Source organism: Mucilaginibacter sp. P25, assembly GCF_050859465.1.
GTDB lineage: Bacteria > Bacteroidota > Bacteroidia > Sphingobacteriales > Sphingobacteriaceae > Mucilaginibacter > Mucilaginibacter gossypii.
The window spans coordinates 4,801,500-4,826,584 of the sequence record NZ_CP193937.1 but is presented as its reverse complement, the minus strand read 5'-3'; the positions used below and the strand labels follow the sequence as shown (position 1 = coordinate 4,826,584).

General features: G+C 42.9%; 31 protein-coding genes and 3 pseudogenes. 14 read left to right on the top strand and 20 right to left on the bottom strand.

Annotated features, from left to right (window positions below):
- Positions 1 to 259: 259 nt before the first annotated feature.
- Complete coding sequence (locus ACRQ5D_RS24485) at positions 260 to 979, bottom strand: Crp/Fnr family transcriptional regulator (RefSeq protein ID WP_090526098.1); 720 nt, start codon at positions 977 to 979, stop codon at positions 260 to 262.
- A gap of 178 nt (positions 980 to 1,157) precedes the next feature.
- Here ACRQ5D_RS24485 and ACRQ5D_RS24480 point away from each other — a divergent pair, with 178 nt between their 5' ends.
- The 3 genes and pseudogenes from ACRQ5D_RS24480 (at position 1,158) to ACRQ5D_RS24470 (ending at position 3,294) form a co-directional block, all read left to right on the top strand.
- Positions 1,158 to 1,583 carry a DUF983 domain-containing protein gene (locus tag ACRQ5D_RS24480; RefSeq protein ID WP_091164131.1) on the top strand — a complete coding sequence of 142 codons (426 nt, stop codon included), beginning with the start codon at positions 1,158 to 1,160 and terminating at the stop codon, positions 1,581 to 1,583.
- Positions 1,571 to 2,682 (top strand): annotated as a pseudogene (locus tag ACRQ5D_RS24475) (SulP family inorganic anion transporter); the annotation flags it as partial. The gene ACRQ5D_RS24480 and the pseudogene ACRQ5D_RS24475, both read left to right, overlap by 13 nt.
- Entirely contained in the window at positions 2,671 to 3,294 is a 624-nt protein-coding gene (locus tag ACRQ5D_RS24470; protein ID WP_431200858.1) for an STAS domain-containing protein, read from the top strand. The pseudogene ACRQ5D_RS24475 and the gene ACRQ5D_RS24470, both read left to right, overlap by 12 nt.
- A gap of 8 nt (positions 3,295 to 3,302) precedes the next feature.
- On the opposite strand, the gene ACRQ5D_RS24465 is transcribed toward ACRQ5D_RS24470, so the two are convergent.
- The 7 genes from ACRQ5D_RS24465 to ACRQ5D_RS24435 all read right to left on the bottom strand — a co-directional run bounded on the left by ACRQ5D_RS24465 (position 3,303) and on the right by ACRQ5D_RS24435 (position 7,074).
- Entirely contained in the window at positions 3,303 to 3,539 is a 237-nt protein-coding gene (locus ACRQ5D_RS24465; protein WP_091164133.1) for a hypothetical protein, read from the bottom strand.
- Between the two features lie 93 nt (positions 3,540 to 3,632).
- Entirely contained in the window at positions 3,633 to 3,809 is a 177-nt protein-coding gene (locus ACRQ5D_RS24460) for a histone H1 (protein ID WP_091164135.1), read from the bottom strand.
- 140 nt (positions 3,810 to 3,949) lie between these two features.
- Positions 3,950 to 4,330: a glycine cleavage system protein GcvH gene (gene gcvH / locus ACRQ5D_RS24455; protein ID WP_091164137.1), complete on the bottom strand. Its 381-nt coding sequence runs from the start codon at positions 4,328 to 4,330 to the stop codon at positions 3,950 to 3,952.
- Between the two features lie 98 nt (positions 4,331 to 4,428).
- Positions 4,429 to 5,022 carry a class I SAM-dependent methyltransferase gene (locus ACRQ5D_RS24450; RefSeq protein WP_091164138.1) on the bottom strand — a complete coding sequence of 198 codons (594 nt, stop codon included), beginning with the start codon at positions 5,020 to 5,022 and terminating at the stop codon, positions 4,429 to 4,431.
- A 45-nt stretch (positions 5,023 to 5,067) separates the two neighbouring features.
- Entirely contained in the window at positions 5,068 to 5,589 is a 522-nt protein-coding gene (locus ACRQ5D_RS24445) for a class I SAM-dependent methyltransferase (protein WP_176844399.1), read from the bottom strand.
- A 65-nt stretch (positions 5,590 to 5,654) separates the two neighbouring features.
- Entirely contained in the window at positions 5,655 to 6,035 is a 381-nt protein-coding gene (locus ACRQ5D_RS24440; protein WP_129570022.1) for a hypothetical protein, read from the bottom strand.
- Between the two features lie 16 nt (positions 6,036 to 6,051).
- The gene (locus ACRQ5D_RS24435; protein WP_091164142.1) at positions 6,052 to 7,074 is read right to left on the bottom strand and encodes an LLM class flavin-dependent oxidoreductase; all 1,023 of its coding nucleotides are present in this window, start codon (positions 7,072 to 7,074) and stop codon (positions 6,052 to 6,054) included.
- Between the two features lie 486 nt (positions 7,075 to 7,560).
- Between ACRQ5D_RS24435 and ACRQ5D_RS24430 the strand changes: the two genes are divergently transcribed.
- The 5 genes and pseudogenes from ACRQ5D_RS24430 to ACRQ5D_RS24410 all read left to right on the top strand — a co-directional run bounded on the left by ACRQ5D_RS24430 (position 7,561) and on the right by ACRQ5D_RS24410 (position 11,798).
- A complete protein-coding gene (locus tag ACRQ5D_RS24430) occupies positions 7,561 to 8,046 on the top strand; it encodes a helix-turn-helix domain-containing protein (RefSeq protein WP_431200638.1) in 486 nt (161 codons plus the stop codon).
- A 73-nt stretch (positions 8,047 to 8,119) separates the two neighbouring features.
- Positions 8,120 to 8,661, top strand: a pseudogene (locus ACRQ5D_RS24425) (YbhB/YbcL family Raf kinase inhibitor-like protein).
- Positions 8,662 to 8,679: 18 nt separating this feature from the next.
- Positions 8,680 to 9,603: a ketopantoate reductase family protein gene (locus tag ACRQ5D_RS24420; RefSeq protein WP_091164147.1), complete on the top strand. Its 924-nt coding sequence runs from the start codon at positions 8,680 to 8,682 to the stop codon at positions 9,601 to 9,603.
- A gap of 549 nt (positions 9,604 to 10,152) precedes the next feature.
- A complete protein-coding gene (locus tag ACRQ5D_RS24415; protein WP_432326889.1) occupies positions 10,153 to 10,404 on the top strand; it encodes a hypothetical protein in 252 nt (83 codons plus the stop codon).
- Positions 10,383 to 11,798: a hypothetical protein gene (locus ACRQ5D_RS24410; protein WP_432326887.1), complete on the top strand. Its 1,416-nt coding sequence runs from the start codon at positions 10,383 to 10,385 to the stop codon at positions 11,796 to 11,798. The genes ACRQ5D_RS24415 and ACRQ5D_RS24410 overlap by 22 nt, the downstream gene beginning before the upstream one ends.
- 383 nt (positions 11,799 to 12,181) lie before the next feature.
- On the opposite strand, the gene ACRQ5D_RS24405 is transcribed toward ACRQ5D_RS24410, so the two are convergent.
- The 5 genes and pseudogenes from ACRQ5D_RS24405 to ACRQ5D_RS24385 form a co-directional block, all read right to left on the bottom strand.
- Positions 12,182 to 12,349: an ATP-binding cassette domain-containing protein gene (locus ACRQ5D_RS24405; RefSeq protein ID WP_431200637.1), complete on the bottom strand. Its 168-nt coding sequence runs from the start codon at positions 12,347 to 12,349 to the stop codon at positions 12,182 to 12,184.
- A 4-nt stretch (positions 12,350 to 12,353) separates the two neighbouring features.
- A pseudogene (locus ACRQ5D_RS24400) lies at positions 12,354 to 12,752 on the bottom strand (ATP-binding cassette domain-containing protein); the annotation flags it as partial.
- 1 nt (position 12,753) lies between these two features.
- Positions 12,754 to 13,470 (bottom strand): ABC transporter permease, encoded by a 717-nt coding sequence (locus tag ACRQ5D_RS24395; protein ID WP_431200636.1) that lies wholly within the window; start codon positions 13,468 to 13,470, stop codon positions 12,754 to 12,756.
- 67 nt (positions 13,471 to 13,537) lie between these two features.
- Positions 13,538 to 14,011 carry a hypothetical protein gene (locus tag ACRQ5D_RS24390; protein WP_431200635.1) on the bottom strand — a complete coding sequence of 158 codons (474 nt, stop codon included), beginning with the start codon at positions 14,009 to 14,011 and terminating at the stop codon, positions 13,538 to 13,540.
- Positions 14,008 to 15,147 carry an efflux RND transporter periplasmic adaptor subunit gene (locus tag ACRQ5D_RS24385; RefSeq protein WP_091164158.1) on the bottom strand — a complete coding sequence of 380 codons (1,140 nt, stop codon included), beginning with the start codon at positions 15,145 to 15,147 and terminating at the stop codon, positions 14,008 to 14,010. The genes ACRQ5D_RS24390 and ACRQ5D_RS24385 overlap by 4 nt, the downstream gene beginning before the upstream one ends.
- 224 nt (positions 15,148 to 15,371) lie before the next feature.
- Here ACRQ5D_RS24385 and ACRQ5D_RS24380 point away from each other — a divergent pair, with 224 nt between their 5' ends.
- The 5 genes from ACRQ5D_RS24380 to ACRQ5D_RS24360 all read left to right on the top strand — a co-directional run bounded on the left by ACRQ5D_RS24380 (position 15,372) and on the right by ACRQ5D_RS24360 (position 20,428).
- Complete coding sequence (locus tag ACRQ5D_RS24380; protein WP_091164161.1) at positions 15,372 to 16,784, top strand: L,D-transpeptidase family protein; 1,413 nt, start codon at positions 15,372 to 15,374, stop codon at positions 16,782 to 16,784.
- A 188-nt stretch (positions 16,785 to 16,972) separates the two neighbouring features.
- A complete protein-coding gene (locus ACRQ5D_RS24375) occupies positions 16,973 to 18,229 on the top strand; it encodes an NRAMP family divalent metal transporter (protein WP_431200634.1) in 1,257 nt (418 codons plus the stop codon).
- A gap of 59 nt (positions 18,230 to 18,288) precedes the next feature.
- On the top strand, positions 18,289 to 18,789 hold the full coding sequence (locus ACRQ5D_RS24370; protein WP_431200633.1) for a response regulator transcription factor: 501 nt from the start codon (positions 18,289 to 18,291) through the stop codon (positions 18,787 to 18,789).
- The gene (locus ACRQ5D_RS24365; protein ID WP_431200632.1) at positions 18,786 to 19,340 is read left to right on the top strand and encodes a Crp/Fnr family transcriptional regulator; all 555 of its coding nucleotides are present in this window, start codon (positions 18,786 to 18,788) and stop codon (positions 19,338 to 19,340) included. Before ACRQ5D_RS24370 ends, ACRQ5D_RS24365 begins: the two co-directional genes overlap by 4 nt.
- A 575-nt stretch (positions 19,341 to 19,915) precedes the next feature.
- Positions 19,916 to 20,428: a flavodoxin domain-containing protein gene (locus tag ACRQ5D_RS24360; RefSeq protein WP_091164168.1), complete on the top strand. Its 513-nt coding sequence runs from the start codon at positions 19,916 to 19,918 to the stop codon at positions 20,426 to 20,428.
- A gap of 110 nt (positions 20,429 to 20,538) precedes the next feature.
- Here the strand turns inward: ACRQ5D_RS24360 and ACRQ5D_RS24355 are convergent, their stop codons facing one another.
- A complete protein-coding gene (locus tag ACRQ5D_RS24355) occupies positions 20,539 to 21,552 on the bottom strand; it encodes a zinc-dependent alcohol dehydrogenase family protein (RefSeq protein ID WP_208102480.1) in 1,014 nt (337 codons plus the stop codon).
- Between the two features lie 357 nt (positions 21,553 to 21,909).
- Between ACRQ5D_RS24355 and ACRQ5D_RS24350 the strand changes: the two genes are divergently transcribed.
- Entirely contained in the window at positions 21,910 to 22,293 is a 384-nt protein-coding gene (locus tag ACRQ5D_RS24350) for a hypothetical protein (protein ID WP_112653711.1), read from the top strand.
- Positions 22,294 to 22,405: 112 nt separating this feature from the next.
- On the opposite strand, the gene ACRQ5D_RS24345 is transcribed toward ACRQ5D_RS24350, so the two are convergent.
- The 6 genes from ACRQ5D_RS24345 to ACRQ5D_RS24320 all read right to left on the bottom strand — a co-directional run bounded on the left by ACRQ5D_RS24345 (position 22,406) and on the right by ACRQ5D_RS24320 (position 25,083).
- The gene (locus ACRQ5D_RS24345) at positions 22,406 to 22,576 is read right to left on the bottom strand and encodes an SDR family oxidoreductase (protein WP_431200631.1); all 171 of its coding nucleotides are present in this window, start codon (positions 22,574 to 22,576) and stop codon (positions 22,406 to 22,408) included.
- A gap of 20 nt (positions 22,577 to 22,596) precedes the next feature.
- Entirely contained in the window at positions 22,597 to 22,785 is a 189-nt protein-coding gene (locus tag ACRQ5D_RS24340; protein WP_432329851.1) for an SDR family NAD(P)-dependent oxidoreductase, read from the bottom strand.
- 4 nt (positions 22,786 to 22,789) lie between these two features.
- Positions 22,790 to 23,164, bottom strand: a complete 375-nt coding sequence (locus tag ACRQ5D_RS24335; protein WP_432326882.1) for an SDR family NAD(P)-dependent oxidoreductase — start codon at positions 23,162 to 23,164, stop codon at positions 22,790 to 22,792.
- Between the two features lie 172 nt (positions 23,165 to 23,336).
- Entirely contained in the window at positions 23,337 to 23,912 is a 576-nt protein-coding gene (locus ACRQ5D_RS24330; protein WP_431200629.1) for a hypothetical protein, read from the bottom strand.
- 1 nt (position 23,913) lies between these two features.
- Positions 23,914 to 24,330, bottom strand: coding sequence for an MlaD family protein (locus ACRQ5D_RS24325; protein ID WP_431200628.1), 417 nt, complete (start codon positions 24,328 to 24,330; stop codon positions 23,914 to 23,916).
- A 3-nt stretch (positions 24,331 to 24,333) separates the two neighbouring features.
- A complete protein-coding gene (locus ACRQ5D_RS24320) occupies positions 24,334 to 25,083 on the bottom strand; it encodes an ABC transporter ATP-binding protein (RefSeq protein WP_091164175.1) in 750 nt (249 codons plus the stop codon).
- Between the last annotated feature and the right edge of the window lie 2 nt (positions 25,084 to 25,085).

The window sequence follows — 25,085 nt, the reverse complement described above, 5'->3', positions numbered from 1 at the left end:
TGCTGAAGTAACTGTTTACTTACGAGTGTTCAACTTTTAAAAGTGTGAACAGTTGATATTTTTCAAAATAAATCACCATTGATAATCAATGATTTAAGATTTAATTAAAATCTAACAAATCGCAATCTGAACAGATTGTTATTGATAGTCAATTAGTTGTGAAATTGCATTTTAATTGATTGAACACCCGTTTTTTAAAAATTGAACACTGACAAAATATTGTCATTAATTCCCCGCTGATGCAATTGCGCCTGCGTAACTACGGGTTCCCAAATCCGTAGTTCGATTTTTTAACTAAGCGTTTAATGTCTTTGATCCATATCTTCCGGCCGTCGGTTTCCAGTACGCCTTCCTCTTTAAATTCTTTTAACAAGCGGATCACATTTTCCTGCGCGATCCCTGCCATGCCGGCCAGGTCCATTCTTGAGATATTGAGAATAACATCTTTTTCACCTGAACCGTCCCCTTTAAACTTTTCTCTCAAAATGATCAGCGAAATAGCGAGGCGTTCAGATGCTGTTCTCTGAGAGATCACGGAAATACTATTGGCCAATACACTAAATTCATGGCTCAATGATTTTAATAAGCGCCGCATGAAAAGCGGCGATCTGTCCAGAATGGTTAAAAAGTCCTCTTTAGGGATAAAACTGATCAGGCAGTCTTCCAATGCAGCGGCAGAATCAGGGCAACGCTCTTCCGCCAAAATCGCGTGATACCCTATTAATTCGCCTTTATTAGCTACATATATGATCTGCTCCCGGCCATTCCGGTCAACCTTATATTTTTTTATTTTTCCCTGGTGAATAAAATAGATACCTGAAGGTACAATGCCTTCCTTGAAGATGATTTCTCCTTTTTGATATTTCTGCGCGCCTTGCCGGGAGATTAAAAAGTTATAATCTTCTTCGGAAAGTGTATTAAGAACAGATTGTGTTGTGAATTCCCACTTATCAATTGGAAAAATTCCGGATAAACTCATATTACAAATATATGAATTTAATGCAGCCGATGTTATTGGCTGGTATGCCCGGTATGACGGGTAAAGCCCGTACAGCATGTACAGGCGCGTGCTTGCAAGTCTAAAACTGATAAATATCAGTTTGTTTGCTGATGTCATACCATATCAAGCCTGTATTAGTAATTATAGCTTTGTATTAATGGTAAGAACATCAAAATCATGGGCAATGCTCCATGCAAAATGCCCGCGCTGCCGCAGGGGTAATATGTTCGAAGGAGCAACATACCGTTTTGGTTCCAACAAGATCAACCTGAATTGCCCGCATTGTCAGATGATCTTCGAGATCGAGCCCGGCTATTTTTATGCGGCGATGTATATCAGCTACGCTATGAATGTAGCAGAGGGAGGCATCTTGTGGGCCGCCACTTTCCTGATAACCCAAAATAACGATTCGCCATGGTTATATCTCAGTACCATTCTCGGTGGTTTGTTCTTGCTTGCACCTTTGAATTTCAGGTATTCCCGTGTAATATTGCTTTACTGGTTATCTCCCAAGGTACATTATCACCCCGAACTTGATATTGAAATGCCGGTGGACGGGAATAAATTTAAATGGTTTCAATAATGAACAAGATGATGAATTTGTTCAGGCCCAAGCTGATTGACACCCTTAAAGGTTACACCCCTGCACAATTTTATAAGGATGTTGTTGCCGGAATAATTGTAGGTGTTGTTGCTTTGCCCCTGGCGATAGCTTTTGCAATTGCTTCGGGCGTGTCCCCCGAAAAAGGAATTTTTACGGCTATCATTGCGGGGGTAATTATATCCGCTTTGGGAGGCAGCAAGGTACAGATAGGAGGACCCACAGGCGCATTTATCGTTGTGGTTTATGGGATCGTTCAGCAGTTCGGTGTTAGCGGGTTGGTTATTGCCACATTTATTGCCGGAATCATTTTGATCATTATGGGGGTAGCTAAATTAGGTAATACTATTAAATACATTCCCTATCCGCTGGTCATTGGTTTTACTACCGGCATCGCCGTCATCATTTTTCTTCAGAAGTTAAAGACTTTTTAGGGTTGAAAATGGGAAATGTCCCTGCTGATTTTATCAGTAAATGGATCGACTATAGCCGGCACCTGTCTTCGTTGAACCTTTATGCCTTGTTTATCGGGGTTTTTACCTTACTGGTTGTTTTGCTGTGGCCCAGGGTAACCCGGAAAGTTCCTGGTTCGCTGATCGCAATTGTTATAAGTACACTGGTTGCCAGGTACTTCCATCTTTCGGTAGAGACTATTGGCAGCCGTTTCGGAGTGATCACTGCTACTTTACCGCACCCGGTCATGCCAGATGTAAGCCTGGAAACCATCCGGCAGCTGATCAGGCCCGCTTTTACCATCGCTTTGCTGTGCAGTATTGAGTCTCTATTATCAGCTGTTGTGGCAGATGGCATGACCGGCGGAAATCACCGGTCTAATACGGAGCTCATTGCACAGGGAGTGGCCAATATCTGTTCATCTGTTTTAGGGGGAATTCCGGCCACCGGCGCAATAGCAAGAACGGCTACCAATATTAAAAATGGCGGAAGTACACCCGTAGCTGGGATCATACATGCCATTACCTTACTTCTTATTATGCTTTTTATAGGCCAATGGGCAGCGTTGATCCCCATGGCAACACTTGCAGGTATATTGGTGGTAGTAGCCTGGAATATGAGCGAACTTGGGAATTTTATAGACGTATTTAAAGGCTCAAAAAGTGATGCTTCCGTTTTGTTGATCACCTTCGGCCTCACCATCTTAGTAGACCTGACCGTAGCTATTGAAATTGGGATAATTGTCGCCGCTTTCCTTTTTATGCGCAAAATGATGCAGTCCAGTTCCGTACAGCATACTATTTTGGCTCCGGATCAATTATCTGATGATGAATTTAACCAATCAGTTATCCCAAAAGGGGTCGACGTTTTTGAGATCAATGGCCCTTTGTTCTTTGGTGCGGCCTATAAATTTAAAGACACGATGAAAGTGCTGGAAAAACCCGCCCGGGTATTGATTATCCGGATGAGGAATGTACCCGTCATTGATGCAACCGGTATTAGGGTATTAAGGGACGTTCATCAGGAAATAAAAAAGAAAGGAACTAAGCTTATCCTGTCGGAGGCAAACAGCGAACAGGTAACTGGAGCACTAAAAAAGACGCGTTTATTATTTCAAATCGGGAAAGGTAATGTCCGGGACACATTTGAAAAAGCATTAAAACGAGCAGATGAAGTTTTATCGGACACTGATCCCTCAAAAAATCCTATGCAGGTTAATAAAGGCTTTGATCTGTTATAATCCTGTTATTAAATAGGGTAACGCAAGGTCACCGCTCTGCTTATGGCCAGCACCAACCCCTGATCAAGAGGACGATCTTTATCCGGGTCTTTTTCGATCCATAGTTTATTTAAACTCAGAATAAAGGTGTAACTTTTAGCATCTAAAAGAATTTCAAGGGTATGGTTCTTTTTACTCGGGGCAGCGATGATATAATAAATAAAATCTTGCTGCTGATAAGTAACACGTAGCGGAAATCCGATCATATATTGAAAAGAATGATTTATCTGGCTGTTCCTGATAAAATAACCAGGTCAGCTTTGACCTGGTTATTTTCCCAAAACAGTTCTTAAACTAATTTATTTATTGTTTTTCTTTTCTGTTATTTCTTTACGGATATCTGTTGCCATAACTTTTAATTGCTGCATAGCATTTCTAACCCTGGTTCCTGCAGCTTTGTTGCCTTTTTCGTAAAAGCTGAACATGTCTTTCTCTATGGCATCTATCAAATCTTTTGCCGCTCTAAATTTTTCCATTGTGTTTTGTGTTAAATAAATGATGTGTTTGATTCTATTTTTTTTAACCGGAAAGGTTAAATATTCGGCTTAATGTCCTCAAATCGCAACCCGGGGGATAGGCTCCATTCTTGTTGATAAAAAGGTATTTCCGCGGAGGGTTAGTTGCTTCCGATCTGTGCCAGGTATTGCTCTGCTGTCAACAGCGATTCGCGGTCGTCTGATAAGCTTACCAGCACTTTTATCATCCAGCATCCATAAGGGTCCTGGTTCACCAGCTCGGGGTTGGTTTCAAGCAAAGGATTTACAGCTATTACTTTGCCATTTACCGGCATGAAAAGGTCTGATACTGTTTTTACCGCCTCAACTGTGCCAAATATGGCCTCTTTAGCAATGATCTTATTCAGGCATGGGATATCAACGTAAACGATATCACCTAATTCCTTTTGTGCAAAATCGGTAATACCGATCAATGCATGGTCTTGCTCGAAGCTGATCCATTCATGGTCTTTGGTGTAAAATAAATTTTCGGGGTAATTCATGATTTTATTTTTTATCGTTCAATTATTATTTAATAAATATTGCCGCGTTCATCAGGCCTGATCTGAATGTTTTATATAGCAGGGCTGAACCAGCTCTTTTACTTCTTGATCCACATTTTCAGCACCGGGCTATAGGAATTGTTCATTAATTGATAACTAATCGGAATCTGTTTTTCCGGTGCATGGAAGGTAACCAACCGGGTACCGGCCGGTCTTTTGTTCAGCATTTCGTAAATGAACAAAGTATAGTAATTGTACAGATCAAACGAGGTATTGACGTTATAATCGATCCTGATGCTTGGTTCTATGTTTTCATAAAAAGGATTGAAAAAGTAAAAATGATCAAACAGGTCGTAGTCCAGGTTAGTAAGGTTACCATGCATAAACTGCACATTGGGTACACCTATCTGCGCTTTGGCTGATTCTGCATAATTGAACAACGCTTCCCGTTGCTCTATGCCATAAAAGGTAGCTTCCGGATGATAAACGCCAGACGCGATACAAAATTTACCGACACCGCTGCCAATATCCAGGATTCTGGCCCCCGGGGTTGCAAGGAAATTGCTGGCTTCGAGCGAAATGTCCAGGCCTGTCCAGTGCATTTGTGATAGTTCCCGGATATGTATCGGATACAAAGTATCGAAAGCCGCGTCTTTGCGGAAATAAGAAATGCTTATTGTATCGCTATACATAAAAAGGGAACTGTATGTTATTTATGTGTTTAAGTTAAATCCTAATTAATCTTTGACCCATAACTGAAGTAAGGAATCATAAGCGAGATCTTTCATGCTGTAATCTATCGGAATAATTTCTCCGAAACTCTGATAGGTTACTACTCTGGTACCCGAAGGTTTATCATTCAGCATCGATTTTAAATACCGTGAATAATAAGCGTAGAGGCCGTAAGAAGTCTCTATATGATCATCAATAGCATTCTCCTGGTCTAAATTTTCAAAGAAAGAATTATAGAAATAGAAATGGTCAAATTGATGAAAGTTAACCTGAGTGATATTGGCATGTATGAAACTGACATTGTTAATATCCAGGTATCTTTGTGTGGTTTGGGCGTAATGCACCAGTTCATGCCGCTGTTCAACCCCGAAATAAAAAGAATCAGGATAAAAATGCGCCGCGGTTAAGCAGAATTTTCCTATGCCGCTACCAACATCCAGTACTTTGGCGCCTTTTACTGCTAAATATTCGGCGGCCTTTTTGGCGATGGCAATAGGCGTCCATTGTTTTTGTGATAACGACTGCAAATGCTCCGGGTAGAGCCAGTCAAATTCCGCATCATTGCGGAAAAAACAATCATTGGGATTTTTTCTTAAAAAGTGTCGTCGCGCGCTGCTGCTGTTCTTCGGAACGGGCGGGAAATGCTGAAAATGGATATTGTGTGGGCACATGCAAATATATCCGCCATTACAGGCCGCTTTACCTGCAAGAAATCAATGATAAAGATGATATTTATCAGTTTTAGGTAGCAGGGTTTGGATAATTGAGGCAGGAATGATCCGACCGTAAACAAGTGCCTTCGCGACATTGTTGGCGAAGGCACTTGTTCAGTTAAACCATATGGCCCGCCACCGGCAGCAGGGAGAGCTATCACATCTGCAGGTGTGCCGAAAGCCGCCGCCATGATTTCATGGGCATACAATTCGAAGCGCGAATCATAGGCGCCTGCCATCAGGATGGCTGCATTCTGCAAGCGCTTATCAAGTGTTTTAACGCCAACCCAGCCCGGGAGCTACATGCTCCAGGATCGAAGACAGCACATGCACATTGTAGTCAACACCTAAGGTGTTAGGTATTGTCAAAAGCACCGTATCTGCTTCCTGGATGGCTTCATCTTTAGATAATTCGGCGATCAGCCGGTCCGGTTCGGCGGCGTAACTTCTGCCGAAGACCGCCCGCTTGTCTGCCTCGATATAACCGAAGCTGTCTGCTCCTTTCCCTTGCTGGCCAAAATAAAGCCTGTCCTGGTCGTTTACCAATGCAAAAACAGAACGGCTTACTGACACCCTTGGCTCGCGATCATGACCGGCCTTCTTCCACGCCTCTTTATACGCTCTGATTTGCTCGGCCTGCTGTACATGGAAAGGCTTGCCGCTTTCATCGAACTTTAATGTAGAACTTTGCAGATGCATTCCCTGTTCGGCTGCCCAAACGGCCGTGGCGTTCGAAGCGGCGCCCCACCAAATGCGTTCCCGCAGTCCTTTTGAGTAGGGCTCCAAACGTAACAAGCCCGGTGGATTTGGAAACATAGGGTAGGGGTTTGGCTCGGCGAAACCAACACCTTTTAATTTATCCAAAAAAGCCATCGCTTTTTTACGCCCCATATCCGCATCATTTTCGTCCTCAGCAGGCTCATATCCAAAATAACGCCAGCCCTCGATCACCTGTTCCGGAGAACCGCGGCTGATGCCCAGCTGTAACCGTCCGCCCGAGATCAGATCGGCCGCACCTGCGTCTTCAACCATATAAAGCGGGTTCTCATACCGCATATCTATCACGCCTGTGCCGATCTCAATCCGGCTTGTTTTTGCACCGATAGCCGATAGCAAAGGAAAGGGAGATGCCAGTTGAGATGCGAAATGATGGACACGGAAATAAGCGCCGTCAAGGCCGATTTCTTCGGCAGCAACCGCCAGGTCAATAGATTGCAGCAAGGTATCGGCCGCGGTACGCGTCTTATATGCAGGGTGGTCGGACCAGTGTCCGAATGATAAAAAGCCAATTTTCTTCATACTAACAACAAATCTAAGGAATGAATCGCTGGTTCGGTATCAGCGAAAAGTCAAGGTTTTAGTTCATGAACCGCGGGTTTTTATCCGCACTCATTTTGGATTGAGCGTATTTTGCGGTTTATTTGTTCCAAAAAACAGCATGGAAATCATACAGGTACCGGAAGTTACACGTCACCATTCCCACATTTCGGCTGGTGAGATCACTTTCGTGGATTATCATGATAGGGGCAGCGCTTTCCGTACGCGCGTTTTTTTAGCCGGTGCGCAGTCAGCTTTGTACAAAACGGTCAAAAACAGATCTATCGCGCTGCCGAAAACACTATTCTTACTCCGGGTTACGGCATGTTGATACCTGAGGGCAATTCAATTATTGCAGAGCACAGCAATAATGCCGAGCCCTATGGTAGTGTAATTGTCTTTTTCCGCGCAGCATCGGGCAGGAATTCACGGTAAGCCGCCCCGGCAAGGGGAGCCAGCGCCAGCGATATGCCGTATATTTATTTCAAGACCAATGCTTATATCAATGAGTATGTGCGCAACATCAAATCCCTGATCGCCGGCAGGCAAAGCCTTTCTTATGAAATGGCCTTACTCAAACTTACTGAATTGCTCACCGCGTTGCACGAGTTGGCGCCAGAACTTTTGAGCGGCATGTTCGGTACCCCTGCAGATATATCCCTTAAAACTGTTGTTGAAAATAACCTGTTGGGCAGTCTTACACTCGATGAACTTGCCTTTCTGAGTAACCGGAGTGTCTCGTCATTTAAGCGTGACTTCGAAAGAGATTACGGGGTAGCTCCTCAAAAATACATCCGGGAGCGGAAACTGGAAATGGCATGTACCGAACTGCTAAAAGGCAAGTCGGCCAGCGAGCTCTACCTGGACTACGGTTATCAGCACGTGTCCAATTTCAACACGGCTTTCAAAAGGAAATATGGCGTAACTCCGGCGAATTACCGCAAAACGCCATAATTTGAGCTTATCTCAATATATTCTGAACTTTCCGCAACAATTACCTTATGCAATGCGCAGGCATATTTGAGGCATGAAAAAGTTTATCCTCTTTTGCGTCTTTGCAATCAGTTATTACTGCTCTTCAGCACAGACATTCACCCTTAAAAGTGCAGACCTTGGCGGTCAGTTTACCAATGAATTTGTGGCCGGCAATTTTGGCTGCAACGGACAGAACCATTCGCCGCAGCTCGGGTGGTCAAACGCACCTGCAGGTACAAAAAGCTTCGCGGTTACCATGTATGACGCTGATGCACCCACCGGGAGCGGGTTCTGGCATTGGGTGATTGTCAATATCCCCCGATTGTTACAGAACTGAAACGTGGAGCAGGTGACCCCGAAGCCGGCGCGGTGCCGGCCGGTAGTTTGCAAAGCATTAATGACACGGGCGCCGCCGGCTACCAGGGTCCCTGCCCTGGTGAAGGAGAAGCACTGCATCGCTACATCATCACGGTTTACGCGTTGAATACAGATAAACTTGGTATTGTAACTGGCACGCCGGCTGCGTTATCAGGATACCTGCTTAACAAAGCGGCCCTGGCTAAAGCTTCCCTCGTGGTTTATTGCAAACGATAACCTGGAAACACAACAGATATGAAAACGATATATATTGCCGGAGCGGGCGTCATTGGCCGCACACTCGCGGTTATATTAAAGCATGCCGGTAAGAATGTGCTGTTGATCCGTGGAACTGTTGATGGCTTGCCGGGCACATCTGAAAGGATCAGGATTAACTTGCCCGACGGATCAGAAGTAAGTGAAAACATTGATGTAAAAACTTTCAGTCAAATAAAAACGATTGATGGTATTGTTGTCATCACCGCCAAATCATTTGCTAATAGCTCGTTAGCGGCGAAGTTAGCTTTGAAGGGAGTCCGTTATCCTGTCGTCCTTTTGCAGAATGGTTTGAATGTGGAAAAGCCATTCATCATGCTTGTTTTTACGCAGTTATATCGTTGCGTGTTGTTTGTGACGGGCCAGTTTACCGCCGATAACGTGGTACGGTTCAAGCCGGTAGCAACCTGCCCGGTAGGGGTGATCAATGGCAATGAGGAAAGTCTGGCAGCAGTCGTGTCAGAAATAAACAGCCCTGCATTTTCCTTTAAACCAGAATCAGACATCCAGGCAGTGATCTGGAAAAAAGTGATCGTCAACTGCGTGTTCAACTCTGTGAGCCCTTTGCTGAACATTGATAACGGTATTTTTCACCGTAATAATGAAGCACTGGCAATCGGAAAACGAATAATTAAAGAGTGTATCCAGGTGGCTAACGCTTGTGGAGTATCCCTTCCGGAGGAAGAGGTAACCGAGACCTTACTTGCCATCAGCCGTTCATCCGATGGACAATTGATATCTACCCTTCAGGACATCAATGAACATCGTCCTACGGAAATCGCCACCCTCAACCTGGAGATCGCAAGGATAGCCAAAGAGCTGGGTATGGAAGATATGGTAAAAGAAACGCGCCTTTTAGGAGAACTGACAGCAATCAAGTCAAGCTTAAGCCTGATTCAATAATTAGCCGGCCTTATATCTATCTATACTACAAACCGAAAGCAACTGACCCGGACAGTGTATTATTTTGCGCGGTTCAAGTGAGGGGCAAAATCTGTGGAGTTTTTGATAGTTGTCGTTTTATTTCGTGAGATACGCAAGGCAAGACAGCGGTTGATCGACCGGGTTTGCTCTAAAAGTGTTCGGAAGAAATAAAAAAAGCGAGGATTGTGCGATTCCCTCCCCTGGGAGGGTGTAGGGAAGGGTTTCATTCACAGACTTATCCGCCCGAAATGACGTATAAACCGCCCCCTGCCACCACGAAATCCAGCCGCACCCCTCCCAGTGGAGGGAATTAAAAATCTTCCGAACACTTCTGGGGTTTGCTCCGACAGACAGTTGGGGACGGTTACGGATACGCATTATATATCTTAGCAGGCTGTTTGAAAAAATCGAATTATTATAACTTAGCGGTTGCAATCGCTATAAACCAGCCAAACGGAATACTTGATCATCCGCGCGCAAAGCTACCGATACCTGTGCCCGGAAAATAAAATAAAAGCACTATCGTTTATGAGATTTAAAACTCTTTTGATCTTCACTTTAGCGGTAATGGCAGCGGTCGTTACCACGCCTTTATTCGCTCAAAAAACAAAGCCAGGCAATGCGCCTAAAATCGTTAATATTGTCAATTTTATCCGTGATATCGAACCACGTGATGCGAACATCACCAAAGATGTCCTGTACCAAACCGTGGTGAACCAGATTGCGCTGATGAAGCAATATCACCTGGGCGGAACTTTTTGTTACAGTACGATGCCCTGATCGATAAACGTTACCAGGAATTGCTGAAAACACTTCCGAAAGGCGAGTTTGAGATTGGAGGATGGTGGGAACTGCCGCAACCGCTGATTGAAAAAGCCGGGATCAAATGGCGGGGAAAATATGCCTGGGACTGGCATTCAGACATCGGTTTTTCTGTGGGTTACACGCCTGCCGAACGCGAAAAGATCATCGACGTTTATTTTGCTGATTTTAAAAGCATATTCGGGTATTATCCCAAATCCATCGCTTCATGGGTCATCGATGCGCATTCGCTGAATTACATGTATGATAAATATAAGATTGTTGCCTCCGCCAACTGTAAAGACCAGGTAGGTACCGATGGTTTCACCCTTTGGGGCGGTTACTGGAACCAGGCATATTACCCCAGCCGTTTGAATGCTTATATGCCTGCTCAGCATGCAGATAAGCAGTTGCCCGTGCCCGTATTCAGGATGCTGGGCAGCGACCCTATACGGCAATATGCCGATGGCAGCTCGGTAACCACGCTTGAGCCCGTTTACCCCTATGCGGGCGGAAATGAGCAGTGGATCAACTGGTTTTTGCAAACTTTTGCCGATGATTCCTCGCTCGGCTACAATTATACGCAGGCTGGGCAGGAAAATTCATTCACCTGGGATGCCATGAAAAAAGGGCTGGAATGGCAGATGCCGGTTATTGCCCGTCTCCGCAAACAGGGTAAGGTTCGCGTAGAAACCATGGCACAGTCGGGCGAATGGTTTAAACGTACCTACAAGGTAACCCCGGCTACTACTTTTACGGTAAGCAGGGACCTGGCAAACAGCGATAAAAAAACCGTTTGGTATAACAGCAGGTTTTACAGGACTAACCTGCTTTGGGAAAATGGAACGTTGCGGATAACCGATATCCACCTGTTTAACGAAACAGTGCCGGATAAATACCTGAATAACGTTACTACCGTTAATCAAAGTTTCTTTTACACGCTTCCGCTGGCAGATGGTTTTCAATGGGGAAAGCGCGGCAAACCCGAGGGCTTTCGCCTGATGATGAACGACGGGGGCGGGGAGGTGCCGGTTCAGGGAGGAGATCCTGTGTTCACAAATCTGAATACGACGACGGCCCATGCTTCATGGCCTGTTGGTAAAGGTTCTTTCGAAATCAATATGAGCGAGAAATCCCTGACCATCACGGCTGAGAACCACCCGGCCGGCGACTGGTTCCTTGACTTGTGCATCGCGGAAGGCGCTAAAACCCCGTTTAAACAATTGACAGGCAATAGCGCCCTGTATGAATTTGATGGGCATACCTACCGGCTTGCTATGCAGCAGGGCACTCTGGAAAAAAGCGCCAATGGCAGTTTATACCGCATCCGGCCACAACACCAGCGAGTTGTATTATTACTGGCAGATCAATAAAAGATCTGCCGGTAGCAGCTGCCGCCTGGTTGTGAGGCCGTGTCAAAATAAATTGATCCAGCCTCTTAATTTAAACCCGTTTTTGCCAATAGATCACTATAATTATAATAGCTGTAACTGTGAAATAATTTCAGGATGGCCCAATTCGTTGATTGGGAAAATGACTTGGCAGATCGTTCGACAAGACCAGGAAAGCCCGGATAAAAGCAAGAAAACCTTGGATGATGAGACTCGGCTGAGAAGCATTCTTACATGCCGATGCGGTTGCTGTTTTTTCAATTAGTTTATGATGGTTCCGTCTTCCATTTCAATAATTCTTTGGGTCTTACGCGCAAATTCACTGTCATGTGTAACTACAAGTATCGTCTGTTGATAATTGGTAATCAATTCGTTAAAAATATTAAAAACGATTTCAGTGTTTTTTTATCCAAATTACCGGTTGGCTCATCAGCCATGATGATTAGCGGATCATTGATCAATGCCCGTGCAATGGCTACCCTTTGCTTTTGCCCGCCGGATAATTGATTCGGCTTTTTTTGCTTCCGTTTCAATGCCTAATACTTTCAATTTTTCAAAAGCCCGGTGTTCAGTTTCTTCTGCGCTGTATTTCCCAAGTCTCAGGCCTGGGAGCATCACATTTTGGAGTACAGAGAATTCATTTAACAGGTAATGGAACTGAAATACGAAGCCTATTTTTTCGTTTCTTACGTAAGCCAGCTCCGGTTCGTTCTTTTGTTTCATACTGATATGATCAATCCTTAGGTCTCCTTCATAATCAGTGTCCATGGTTGAAAGGATATATAATAGTGTTGATTTGCCGCAGCCTGATTTTCCCATAATTGAGGCGAATTCGCCTTTATTAAGCGAAAAATTAACATCCCTCAATACTTTTACCGCTTTGGGTTCATAAAAGGTTTTTGAGATGTTTAAAGCTTCTAATATTATTGAGTCCATGTTATTTCCCTCTTATAATGATTACAGGATCAACTTTACTTGCTTTTTTAGAGGGAAAATATCCCGCAAAATAGGTGGTTAGAAAAGAGAACAGACCAGCGATAAAATAAAAACCTATGTTGAAATCAATGGGATAGGTTTTAATTGTGGGAAGCGCGGTTGTATTAAATGGGATGTGGTTTATGATAACAGATAAGATGAAACCCAGTATCAGCCCTGCCAGGCCGCCAAAAATACCTATGCCTAATGCAATTGTACTAAATATGCGACTTACATCTTTGCCTGAAAATCCTGTGGCTTTTAATATTGCGATTGAATCGAGCTTTTCATAAATCATCATATTTAGAATGTTATATATCCCAAAACCTGCTACAATCAGTAAAGTTACCCCAACTGTGTAAGATATCAGCGAGCGGATAAAGCTACCGGTATCAAATTGTGAATTGGCCGTTTGGATATCCATCGCATCTATATTAAATACCTGCCTGTAATAAGCTGCAATTTTCGGTGCTTCGGTGATGTTTTTTAATTTGACCTGGATGTCTGTGATATAATTGTTTGATTCGTCAAGTAATTTTTGAGTTGTTGCGATAGAGGTATAACTTTGCTTGTTGTCAATCTCTTCAAGACCGGATTGATAAATTCCTACTACTTTTAAAGGCACCTGGTTGCCATTAGCCGGGGTTACGTGAATGATGTCCCCCAGATGGACTATCATTTTTTTGCAATGCCTTTTCCTAAAATAATACTGTTGGGAGTGTTTTTCAGGTCAATGAATTTGCCCGCTATAATATAATCCCCAAATAAAAAAGTTCATTTTCCATATTCGGATCAATCCCGTTAATAAGCCCGGTGATATTAACCTGTCCGGTATTGTAGAATATTTGCGCGGTAATTAGCGGTGAAAGTCCCTGCACGCGTGGATCGAGTGCGATAGCCTCCATTATAGCCTTGCTATTGTAAATGCCCAGGCGCTTGTTCTGCGGCTTGACGGAGCTTACAAAGTTGTAACTGTGACGATATGCGTTGGTAAGGTCCACTGGTTGATGCCGTGCAGCTGCAATTTCATTATACAATCTGATATGGGGAGTGCGGTTTATTACCAGCCCATCTAAAAGCTTGTTTAAGCCACCCATAAAACTCAATAGGGCAATAAACATTGTTATGCTAAAAGTTACACCGGTTGCGGCAACAATCGTCTGTCTTAAGTGAGCTAATAATAAAGCTACCGCGATGTTCCAGGTCAGCTTAAAATTCATGGTATCGGTTTTATTAGTTCATCATTTAACTGGAGACCAGAAATTACTTCTACTTGCAGGTAATCACTAAGACCTGTTTTTATTTTAAGTTTTTCACCGTCGCTTCTTATCACAACGGAATCATTGAGCAAGTAGCTTCTGGGGATAAGCAAAGCCTTTTTTCGGGTTTGGATAATTATATTTGCTTCCAAGGTAGTGTTAGGATATAATTTTAGCGGCGGGGTAGTAAAAATAGCTTCAACTCGAAATGTTTTGGTGTGTTCGTTCATTTCCGGATATATTTTGGTCACTCTGGCTTCAAATACCTTGCCTCTGTAACTGTCCATCGTGACAAAAACGGTAAGCCCCGGATTTACCTTAACGATATCATATTCGTCCACTTGTAATTCAAGCAAGAAACTGTCGGCTTTGCCAATGAGGGCCAGCGGCGTTTGCGGGCCAACAGTTTCGCCCGGATTTTTGTAAAGGTTATATACTATTCCGGCTATATTGCTTTTAACAGTAAAGTCGCTTTCCTGTTGTTTGTTAATGCTGAGATTGTTTATGCTTTGCGCGGCGTTATAACGCAATTGCCTTTTCAATTCTGTGAAATTAATTATCGCTGTTTGTAAGGCTGTTTTTGAATTGACTACAGCTAATTCCCTTTCCTCAAGCTGTACTTTAGTACCGATCTGCTGCCCCCACAGTTCTTTTTGCCTGACCAACATTACCGAGTCGTTAAGCATCCTGTACCGGGCCTGATCAACCACGATTGCCGCTGCGGCCAGTTTATCTTTATTTAGCTTAAAGTCGGCAAATGAAGCCGATATCATCGCGTTTTCAACATTTAGCTTTTGATTTTCTTTTTTAATAGATATTAAGGGGGTGCCAGCAGTAACATATTGGCCTTCAGTTACAAATTGCTCCTGAATGATACCGCTAACTGAGGCAAAAGCTTGATATTGATCCTCGCTTTTAATTATGCCGGACGCATATACAGACTCTGATATGGAAGCAACTACCGGCCTTATTTTATCGCCTTTTAATTGACAGGAAACGCTGAACAGAAACGTGGATGCAGTAATTATCGCTTTTACAATATTTATTTGATGGTTTGTTATATTATCAGTAATACTAAAGCTCCTAACAATTTTCATATTGCTAATGTCATCACTCTTAAGTGTTTTAAGTTTGATAAATATCAGGATGAATAGTGACGGTGATCACACCAATTTAGTGGCAGTCATGATTTTATGATCTGCATCAACAAGCTATTTGATGTGTGTCATTCTTTTTGCTGAGTGTTATTCAAAACTTTACACAATATCAAGGTAGCCTTGGGCTGCACTGAAGAAGATTTGGATACTCACAAAATATTGCAATGAAAAAGTCGGTTCTTTTGTTATTCACTTTCAGTTCGTTTTTTCTGGTTAATGTATTTGCCCAGGAAAAGAAGGGGATTACCAATTACGCAATTAACGAACAGCTCAAAAGCGCTGCTACGTCGCAACAATTACATTACCCACAAAGCGTTACACGGTTTTATCGCCAAAACAATTACCTTCCGGTATGGACTAATCCGGAATCACGTCAAAACACCGGGAATGCAATGGTGCTTTTAGATTGTGTGTTACAATACGGATTATCGCATGATGATTTTCATCCTAAAGAGCTTCAGTTTGATATGCTCCGCGATATTTTGGAAAATCCAGGTTCGGTTAGTGACTCCTTAAAGGCACAGTTTGATGTTTTGCTTACAGATGCTGTCATTACCATGCTAAACTATTTGCATTATGGAAAGCTCAATCCTGACTACGGATCCGACAGGGTAGATCATGGAATGGATGTACCATTTCATGCAGAAGCTAAACTGCAGGACATTATACATTCGCCGGAGTTTGCGAAAGATGTTTTGGAAGTACAACCTAATGCAAAACTCTATACTGCTTTTCAGGAAATGCTGCACATAATCAGAGGACAAGCTCCGGATGATTGCTATGGAACCCCAGGAAATGATGTAATGAAAATCGCCGTCAACATGGAAAGAATCAGGTGGGCAAACGTTGATGACGGGGAAAAATATATACAAATCAATATCCCTACCTACGAGCTGACATTTCATTTGCCGGATACATTGGTGGTATTTAAAGCTATTGTCGGGACGCCACAAACTCCCAGCCCGACTTTGCAGAGCCAAATCACCTATTTTACTTCTTTTCCAGACTGGCTTGTTCCTGACCGGATATTTATCCGCGACATCCTCCCGAAAGCAATAGCTGATAGTTTGTTCCTTGATCGGCTTCAGATCAGCATTTATAATAAGGCTGGTCAATTAACAGATATCACTAACGCCCAACTTAAGAGCATATTGGCTTCACCCCAGGGCTATTACGCTAAACAGGCTCCCGGCTGTGATAACACCTTGGGATCGCTGGTTTTTCATTTTCAAAATGTGTACAACATATACTTAAACCAAATTGCTGATCAAAAGCTGTTTGAAAAAGATAAACGTGATTTAAGTAATGGTTGTATCTGGTTAGATAATGCTGCCGGGCTCGCCGCGTTATTGCTCAAACATGACGCTTCAGACCAAGGCGACAAATTGTTTAAAATTCTTAAAAAATCAAAGACACATAATTTCGTGCTTAATAAACCTGTTCCTATAAAAATCACTTACCTGACATGTGACATAAAAAAAGGTGAATTAATCAGGTTTGAGGATATCTATAATATGGACACAAGCCTTGAATTGGCTATTTACGGCAAGCTTCAACGCAATACGAGCATAAGATAAGCTTCGTTTTGCGCAAAAAATGTTAAATCAAATTTTGAACCTTTAACTTATAAGCGGCCACTACTACCAGCGTCAAAACATAGTAGGTGATCAGAAAATTCATCATTTAGTGTATGGGAATAATATAATTTTCTGATATTCAAAACCATGAAAGGTAATCAACAGGTTAAGAAAAAAAGAACCGCTTTTTGAGATTTTTTTCAATTTTAGGCCCGGGCCTTACTACTGGTGCTGCTGATGATGACCCCTCTGGCATTGCTACTTATTCGCAAACCGGCGCACAGTTTGGCTACAATCAGCTGTGGACAGCGCTATATATGTTACCTTTTATGATTGCCGTTCAGGAAGCTTGCGCACGTATTGGCATGGTAGCAGGTAAAGGCCTATCAGCTGTAATTAAGGAACATTACAGCAAAACTGTTTTATATGCAGTTGTCGGCCTGGTATTAGTGGCCAATACAATCAATATCGGGGCCGATATAGGAGCTATGGCAGCTGCGGCCCAATTACTTATCCCAGCCTCATTTGTTGCATTAACATTGTTTTTTACACTGTTAACCCTTCTTCTGGAGATTTTTACTTCTTATCATTCTTACGCCAGGATACTAAAATGGCTTGCAGTAACTTTGTTGGCGTATCCCATAACTTTGTTTATTGTACATCAGCCATGGCTTACCGTCCTGAAAGCAACTGTTATCCCTCATTTTGAGTTAAATTTTAATTTTCTATTTATCATAACCGGGGTATTGGGAACCACAATTTCTCCATATATGTTTTTTTGGGAAGCCTCACAGGAAGTGGAAGAACAGAAAGAAAAAGAAAGGCTTTCGCGGCATAAACCCAGGCCCGGTTGGATGCAAATTAAAAAAATGCGTATTGATAACACTATCGGCATGATATTTTCAGAATTCACAACCTGGAGTATTATAGTGGTTGCTGCAACCGTTTTGCACAATAGCGGTGTAACTGACATAAAAAGTGCGTCTGATGCGGCAAGGGCAATAGAGCCGTTGGTGCATACCTTTCCTAACGCCGGATTTTTAGCCAAATTAATTTTTTCGATCGGTATTATAGGCCTTGGTTTATTGGCTATTCCGGTACTTTCAGGCTCGGTAGGATATGCCGCTTGTGAGGCTTTTAACTGGAAGGCCGGGCTTAATTTAAAATTGAAAAAGGCGCGCTCTTTTTATGCCGTCATATGCATTGCCACTTTAATTGGATTACTAATCAATTATATTGGCATCGATCCTGTTAAGGCATTAGTTTATGCGGCTGTATTAAATGGGATAGCAGCGGTACCACTATTGTTCCTGATTGCCAGGATCTCCTCTAACCCCAAAATCATGGGAGAGTACAATAGCAAGTTTATTTCCAAATTGCTGCTTTGGAGCAGTTTTGCTGCCATGGGGGCAGCTGCAATAGCTTTGTGTTATACATTGTATTAGCACGGGATTTGGACACTTCAATTTAATGATTTAAATTACACAATATACTGCTCACCGATATGAGTTTTAAAATCTTGATCATTGAAGATTCCGCGGATATTCGCGAGGGTGTAGTTGAAATACTGGGGCTGGCCGGCTACACCGTATTTTCAGCAAGTAATGGTAAAATGGGATTGGAATTGGCTAAAGTCCAGTTACCTGATTTAATACTTTGCGATGTCATGATGCCGGAAATGGATGGGTATGGTGTGCTGTTTATGCTCGGAAAATCGGCCGACACGGCTAATATCCCTTTCATTTTTCTTACAGCCAAAGCCGAACGGATCGATTTACGTAAAGCCATGGAAATGGGTGCTGACGATTACCTGACCAAACCTTTTGATGACGTCGAATTACTTAATGCAATTGAAAGCAGGTTGAAAAAGAAAAAGCAACAAAAGGAATTTTACAGTAAGGGGTTGGACGAACTCAGCAATATAGTTGCCAGGACTGATGGGTTGAACGAACTAAAGCGTGTTATCCGGGAACGCAAGATCCGTTTTTTAAAAAGAACCAGGTGATTTATTATGAAGGCGACAGAGGAAATGGACTATACGTTGTTCTTAGTGGAAAGATAAAGACCAGTAAACTGGCAGACGATGGGCGCGAATTGATTACTGGTTTACATATAGCGGATCAGTACCTTGGTATTCAGGCATTGCTTGCCGGCGAGGCATATTCAGAAACCGCAAGTGCCCTTGAGGATAGCCAATTGTGCCTCATACCAAAAGAGCAGTTACAGGAAATGTTGAACCTATACCCTGAAGTAACGGATAGTTTTATCAAATTGATGGCAGGCCAGATAAGGGAAAGCGAAGAGCGGTTACTACAACTTGCGTATTACTCTGTCAGAAAAAAGATGGCGGACGCGATTCTAAGGCTTTATCGCCAAAGCGATTCCCCAAATGAAGGCGTCCGGATCTCGCGTGAAGACCTGGCTGCACTTGCAGGTATGGCTACTGAAACAGTGAGCCGTACCCTGTCGGATTTTCGTAACGAGGGCCTGATTGAAAAGAATGGAAGTGTGATAACAGTGCTTGATCTGCAGCGATTGGTTAAAATGAAAAACTGAATTTGTCGAAAAAGACAGGCGTGCAATAGGGACGCTATTCGCAGAATTTCTGCGCTGAATTTATCTGTTTTTACCAATTAAAAATTACCACGGATAACCATACACTTTAATACCAGACAAAATCATCATCAGTACTATTATTGCTATCAAACTGATAGCAATCCAAAAGGTTATTGCAGTGTTTTTGTGATTCGTAACCATAGCTAATGAGTTAGTGTATGTAATTGATAAGATGGAACCTGCACCAGACCTTGCACAGGTAGCTTCAAATAATTGAATGCTTTTTCTAAGTGACTTTCTTGATCTGTTCTCATGCTCCCTGTTAATGAGTAATTAATATGTAAATAAACTATATATCAGCGATGTATGCTGTGATTTCTGTCAGCAAGATCATTGATTCTCGTCATGAATAACAGGGGAGTGGTACTCATAAAAGCTTTATGTATCTCGTTTCGGGTTAAGAATCGACCGACGCTATAGTCGGCTTTGGTGTAATTGATGGTTTAGGGATGACCATTGTCATTTTTGCATAAGCTCCGGTTCAGTAACTTGTATAACCAAATCAAATTACCGGTATGAATGGAATTATTATTTATCAGGGCAAATATGGTGCAACCAGGCAGTATGCGCATTGGCTTGGAGAAACATTGCAGATGCCGGTATCAAAAGTGGAGAATGTAACACCTGCAGTTTTAGCCCTTTATGATACCATTGTTATAGGCAGTTCAGTTTATATCGGCCGGCTGGTACTACGCGATTGGTTAAAGGAAAATGACATCAGGCTAAAGGACAAAAAGCTTTTCATTTTCATTGTTTGCAGCTTCGCAGTTAATGACATAACGCAACAACTGGAGATAATAAAAAATAATCTTGGTACCAAGATCAAAGATGTTGCCGAAATATTTTTCCTGCCCGGCAGGTGTGTCGTTTCCGGACTATCGTGGAAAGACCGGCTTATGCTAAAATTGGGCGCCTGGATTGAAAAAGATCCTGAAAAGAAATCAGTGATGCGTAATGGGTTTGATCATCTTGAGCGGAGCAACCTCAAACCGCTCATCGAAAATATTCACCGTATGGCTGATGACTGACTTTTATAGGTTTGTATGCATAAAGCAAGGTTTGTAAAAGGAGGTATTTATCGATAAAAGTAGCTGCTTATCCCAATATGTACACGTATGCCCAGTTAGCGAAATGTTAATTACATATCGTTCATAACCAATACAGCAGCTCCGCTAATTTGGCCTGATCTGAATTGATTTATCGCCTCATTGGCTTCAAACAAGCGGAATACCTTCGTTTGTGTTAATACTTCGATGTTTTTTAAAATAGAAAAGAAATTCAAACCATCCTGACGGGTTAAATTAGCTACCGACTTAACAGACCGTTCGCCCCAGAGCAAGCTATATGAAAATTCGGGTACATTGCTCATATGGATACCACCACAGATTACCTGGCCTCCTTTGTCTACATCTTTTAAAGCTTTGGGAATAAGTTCCCCTGCGGCAGCGAAAATTATGGCCGCATCCAACACTTCGGGTGGTACGTCGGAACTTCCGCCAACCCAGTGTGCACCCATGGTCTTTGCAAATCGTTGCGCACGCTCGTCCCCATCTCTGGTGAACGCGAATACTTGTTTACCCTGCGCTATAGCTACCTGGATCAAGATATGAGCAGCAGCACCAAATCCATAGAAACCAACATTTTTGGCCGATGGTGCGATCATGCTATAGGAACGAAACCCGATCAAACCTGCACAGAGCAGGGGCGCTGAAGCCGGCTGATTATATCGTTTGTCTAATATAAAACAAAAACGTGCGTCGGCAACCGTATATTCGGAATAACCGCCATCAATAGTGTATCCCGTAAATAAGGGGGCATCACAAAGGTTCTCCATGCCCAACAGGCAAAATTTACAACGCCCACAGGTATGACCGAGCCAGGGAACACCCACTAACTGACCGGAAGAAAGTTCAGTTACTGTACTGCCTGTTTTGACGATGGTTCCGATAATTTCGTGGCCGGGTATCAGCGGAAGCTTTGGTTTATCCAGTTCGCCATCTAATATATGGAGGTCGGTACGACAGATACCACATGCAATTATTTTGATCAGTACCTGATAGTCAGAAGGCTGAGGAATGGGAACCTGGCGATATACCAGTGGCCCGCCGGCTTTTTCAAGCACCATTGCCTGCATGTTACCAGTGTGTTTCATATTAATCTTTTATTACTTTACAATAATCTTAATATCCTGTTTCAGAAAGTTACCTGTTCATTAATATACCATTTGAGAGTAACCGATATATCGCAGATCTCCGGCTCTGTTGCCAGTAGATGGTTAGAGAAAAACATTTCCTCCGGCGAGGCATACCTATGCGTTACATTGCCGGCGCGCCAACAACCATAAAAATAGATTTTCGGCAAGTAAAAAAAGATGATATTATCGGCCTTTGAAAATGATAGTGGTCACTTGTCTTAAAATCAGCAACAATCAGTAATAACATGACCAATATCATTATCCTGGTTGCCGGATGTCATTCATCCGGAATAACGCGCGTTGTAACCTTGTGTTATGAAAAATCAAATCAACATTAAGCACATTAAGAACCTTAACAACGATGTGTTAAGGGGCATCGCGTTCTACACACAGGAGTTGGCTATTTTACAGGAAAGGTTGCAGGAGATTGCCGGCGACAATACGGCCCGCGAAGTACAGGAACAAGTGGAACATTTTCAGAATCAGTTCATCATCCATGAAAAATGCCTTACGGAGCTAAAACAAGACATTCACCGTAATGACCTTGACATAAAAGCAGATCTTTTGCTTTCCGGTACTATGGTTTCTGAAAGTATAGCTGCCGAACATTCCAGAGTTCATGAGCGCTATCTTAACGAAGAAAAAATATTCAACGATTTGCGCCACGAGTTTAACCGGTTTTCTGCGGAGTGGTTGTAATTGATTTAAGGAATAGTGACTACCGGGGTATGTTTCCTGTTGCTGCCACTGTAAAAACCGGTGGCAGCAATTAAACCAGAAAAACAAGCCAGAATTGTTTCTTGAACAAAGCTTAATATGCTGTCCAGCCTCCATCCGCTGTTAGCACGGAGCCATTAATAAAGCTTGATTTTACCGAAGCAAGGAAAAGGGCAACTTCAGCAATTGCTTCGGGAGCCGCAGCACCTGGTGCATTGCCTGTTCCGGCGTTCATCCTTTCAAAGCCAAACGGATTGGGTTCCATGCCAAAAACGATATTGGTATTTACTCCCCCGGTGCTATAGCGTTGCAGCGGATATTTTTATCCGCATATTGATATCCTATGTTTTTAGTTAAACCGATTATTGCATGCTTAGATGCTGTATAAGCGGCACCGGCCCGGCCTCCCTGGAAGCCGCTGATGGATGCAATATTAATAACTGTACCGGAGCCGCTTTCCAGGAAAAGAGGTATAGCTTCACGGCAGGCAAAAAAACAACCGTTCAGGTTTGTTCCTATTACTTTCTCCCATAATCTCGTCTGTTACATCGGTCACCGGAGTAAAATTGTCCATAACGCCGGCATTATTTACCAAAATATCAAGTGTGCCGAAAGTGTTGTGAACATGCTTCATCACCAATTGCACATCGCCCTTTACGGAGATATCTGCAGCGATACATGCTACCATACCGCCATTTGCGCGAATTTCAGCCGCGACGGCTTCAATATTTGATTGATGGATATCGGTAAGCATAACTTTTGCGCCCTGTTCGGCGAAAAGCTTTGCAATGGCTTTTCCAATCCCTGATCCGGCCCCGGTTACAAGGGCCACTTTTTGTGATAGTTGTTTCATAATTGGTTTAACTTACATATACAAAAATCACTTGTAAACAACATGTAGAGAATGATTCCGGTCATTAAAAAATGTGATTAGAGGCGAATTACAAAATTTTAAACATGTTAATAGTCATTTGCCACTATATGCTATTTATGAATTTGCATATTAAAATATATTGCCCAAATGCTTATTGAGATTGCACAGCCTGTTGTTTTCTTTGCGCTTTTTCCTGGCTTTTGAAATAGCCCCTAAAAAGGAAATTGTGCTTGAGCGCTTCCATGTTTTTATTGAATCCATCTGTGCCCTGGCGCAGGTTATACATAGTTGCCCTTAAGTCTTTGGCAAATGCTGAATCTTTTAAAATCATTGGCAGCGAGCCATTCCCGCTGTTTAAATGGCCGTTTACGGTACGCGCCAGGTTATTTAGCTGCCAGGTTAACGAATCGGCGTTATCGCTTGCTTTCCTGATACTCGAAATAGCCGCCTGTAGGTTGCCGGCAGCTATGGTGTCCCTGAGCAAGACCCCCGCCGCTCCTTTTCCATTTTTTATCCCGACAATCAGATCATCTATGCCATTGGTAATTTTGATAGCATTTGCGCTCGCTTTGTTTAAATTTTGCAAAGAGGCAAGTAAGTTGCCGGAGACATTTTTATCGTTCAGCAGGGCCATGAATGTGCTGCCGTTAACCTTCAGGACAGTACCCTTTAACGCTTCTGAGATAACTGCAACGTTATTATTGGTTTTGGACAAGGTCTGCAACATTTCATCGGTACTGATTTTTTTGCGCTATAAGAAGATCATCTTCAGTAACTTGTGCGCTTGGTAAGTTTGAAGGAACTATGTTTACTATTTTATTGCCCATCAGCCCTTCTGTGCCAATTGAGGCGACCGCATTTTTATGAATATAGGATGTGAACTTGTTGTCGATTGATAATGTTACCTCAATTGTAGTATCATTGATCATGTTGATCTTTTTTACCGTACCAGATTGAATTCCGGAGAACTGTACGTTATTGCCAACGGTGAGGCCATTGAGGTTAGAAAACCTCACCCGTATGTTGAAATCGCTACCAAACAGGTTATGATTTTTGCCGATAAGATAGAAGGCAAGTATTAACACAAATAGGCCTGATAGTACGAATGCGCCAAGTTTTATATTGCCTGCTGTTTGGTTTGCCATAATTTATTCGAAAAATTGATGAATATTTGGATCTGTCGAATGTTCGAAATCAGTGTATGTACCTTGTGCATAACAACGACCGTCCAGCAGCAGAGCCACCCGGTCGGCGGTGTTTTTTACACAGTTCATGTCGTGTGTGATGATAATGGATGATGTATGGTATTTATCCTGCAGTTTCAAAATTAATTTATCGATTTCCCGGGCTGTAACCGGATCGAGCCCTGTTGTTGGTTCATCATATAATATCACTTCCGGTTTAAGGATCATGGTCCTGGCAAGAGCGACACGTTTTAGCATGCCGCCGGATAATTCTTCCGGCATCAGATCAACAGTATGCGCCAGCCCTACGTTTTCCAAAGCCTCCATAACCAGGGCTTCCACCTCGTTCTGCGAAGCAGCAATCCAGTGACGGCGTAAAGGAAATTCCAGGTTCTCACGAACGGTCATGGAATCGTACAGTGCGTTGCCCTGGAAAAGAAAGCCAATGCGGGCGCGGACCTGATCGAGTACTTCATGAGACATATCAGGGACATTTTGACCAAAAACTTTGATGTTTCCGCTATCAGGTTTCAATAAACCGATAATGCATTTGATCAGTACTGACTTGCCGGATCCGGATTTGCCAAGCACTACCACATTCTCTTCTTTTTTGACTGATAATGCAAAGTCTTGCAGCACGGTATGATCGCCGAAATGCTTACAAAGTTTCTCTATCACAATCACGTTGTTTTCGGTGGCTGTTTGTGTTTTCATGC

Bases quoted from the DNA above. Each gene is read 5' to 3' on its own strand.
- ACRQ5D_RS24430 (WP_431200638.1), top strand. From the start codon at position 7,561: ATGCCGTATATTTATTTCAAGACCAATGCTTATATCAATGAGTATGTG.
- gcvH (WP_091164137.1), bottom strand. From the start codon at position 4,330: ATGAATTACCCCGAAAATTTATTTTACACCAAAGACCATGAATGGATC.
- ACRQ5D_RS24380 (WP_091164161.1), top strand. From the start codon at position 15,372: ATGAAAAAGTCGGTTCTTTTGTTATTCACTTTCAGTTCGTTTTTTCTG.
- ACRQ5D_RS24480 (WP_091164131.1), top strand. From the start codon at position 1,158: ATGGTAAGAACATCAAAATCATGGGCAATGCTCCATGCAAAATGCCCG.
- ACRQ5D_RS24395 (WP_431200636.1), bottom strand. From the start codon at position 13,470: ATGATAGTCCATCTGGGGGACATCATTCACGTAACCCCGGCTAATGGC.
- ACRQ5D_RS24470 (WP_431200858.1), top strand. From the start codon at position 2,671: ATGAGCGAACTTGGGAATTTTATAGACGTATTTAAAGGCTCAAAAAGT.
- ACRQ5D_RS24420 (WP_091164147.1), top strand. From the start codon at position 8,680: ATGAAAACGATATATATTGCCGGAGCGGGCGTCATTGGCCGCACACTC.
- ACRQ5D_RS24325 (WP_431200628.1), bottom strand. From the start codon at position 24,330: ATGGCAAACCAAACAGCAGGCAATATAAAACTTGGCGCATTCGTACTA.
- ACRQ5D_RS24390 (WP_431200635.1), bottom strand. From the start codon at position 14,011: ATGAATTTTAAGCTGACCTGGAACATCGCGGTAGCTTTATTATTAGCT.
- ACRQ5D_RS24320 (WP_091164175.1), bottom strand. From the start codon at position 25,083: ATGAAAACACAAACAGCCACCGAAAACAACGTGATTGTGATAGAGAAA.
- ACRQ5D_RS24465 (WP_091164133.1), bottom strand. From the start codon at position 3,539: ATGATCGGATTTCCGCTACGTGTTACTTATCAGCAGCAAGATTTTATT.
- ACRQ5D_RS24385 (WP_091164158.1), bottom strand. From the start codon at position 15,147: ATGAAAATTGTTAGGAGCTTTAGTATTACTGATAATATAACAAACCAT.
- ACRQ5D_RS24450 (WP_091164138.1), bottom strand. From the start codon at position 5,022: ATGTATAGCGATACAATAAGCATTTCTTATTTCCGCAAAGACGCGGCT.
- ACRQ5D_RS24335 (WP_432326882.1), bottom strand. From the start codon at position 23,164: ATGAAACAACTATCACAAAAAGTGGCCCTTGTAACCGGGGCCGGATCA.
- ACRQ5D_RS24485 (WP_090526098.1), bottom strand. From the start codon at position 979: ATGAGTTTATCCGGAATTTTTCCAATTGATAAGTGGGAATTCACAACA.
- ACRQ5D_RS24415 (WP_432326889.1), top strand. From the start codon at position 10,153: ATGAGATTTAAAACTCTTTTGATCTTCACTTTAGCGGTAATGGCAGCG.
- ACRQ5D_RS24355 (WP_208102480.1), bottom strand. From the start codon at position 21,552: ATGAAACACACTGGTAACATGCAGGCAATGGTGCTTGAAAAAGCCGGC.
- ACRQ5D_RS24370 (WP_431200633.1), top strand. From the start codon at position 18,289: ATGAGTTTTAAAATCTTGATCATTGAAGATTCCGCGGATATTCGCGAG.
- ACRQ5D_RS24350 (WP_112653711.1), top strand. From the start codon at position 21,910: ATGAAAAATCAAATCAACATTAAGCACATTAAGAACCTTAACAACGAT.
- ACRQ5D_RS24460 (WP_091164135.1), bottom strand. From the start codon at position 3,809: ATGGAAAAATTTAGAGCGGCAAAAGATTTGATAGATGCCATAGAGAAA.
- ACRQ5D_RS24330 (WP_431200629.1), bottom strand. From the start codon at position 23,912: ATGTTGCAGACCTTGTCCAAAACCAATAATAACGTTGCAGTTATCTCA.
- ACRQ5D_RS24435 (WP_091164142.1), bottom strand. From the start codon at position 7,074: ATGAAGAAAATTGGCTTTTTATCATTCGGACACTGGTCCGACCACCCT.
- ACRQ5D_RS24360 (WP_091164168.1), top strand. From the start codon at position 19,916: ATGAATGGAATTATTATTTATCAGGGCAAATATGGTGCAACCAGGCAG.
- ACRQ5D_RS24345 (WP_431200631.1), bottom strand. From the start codon at position 22,576: ATGGAACCCAATCCGTTTGGCTTTGAAAGGATGAACGCCGGAACAGGC.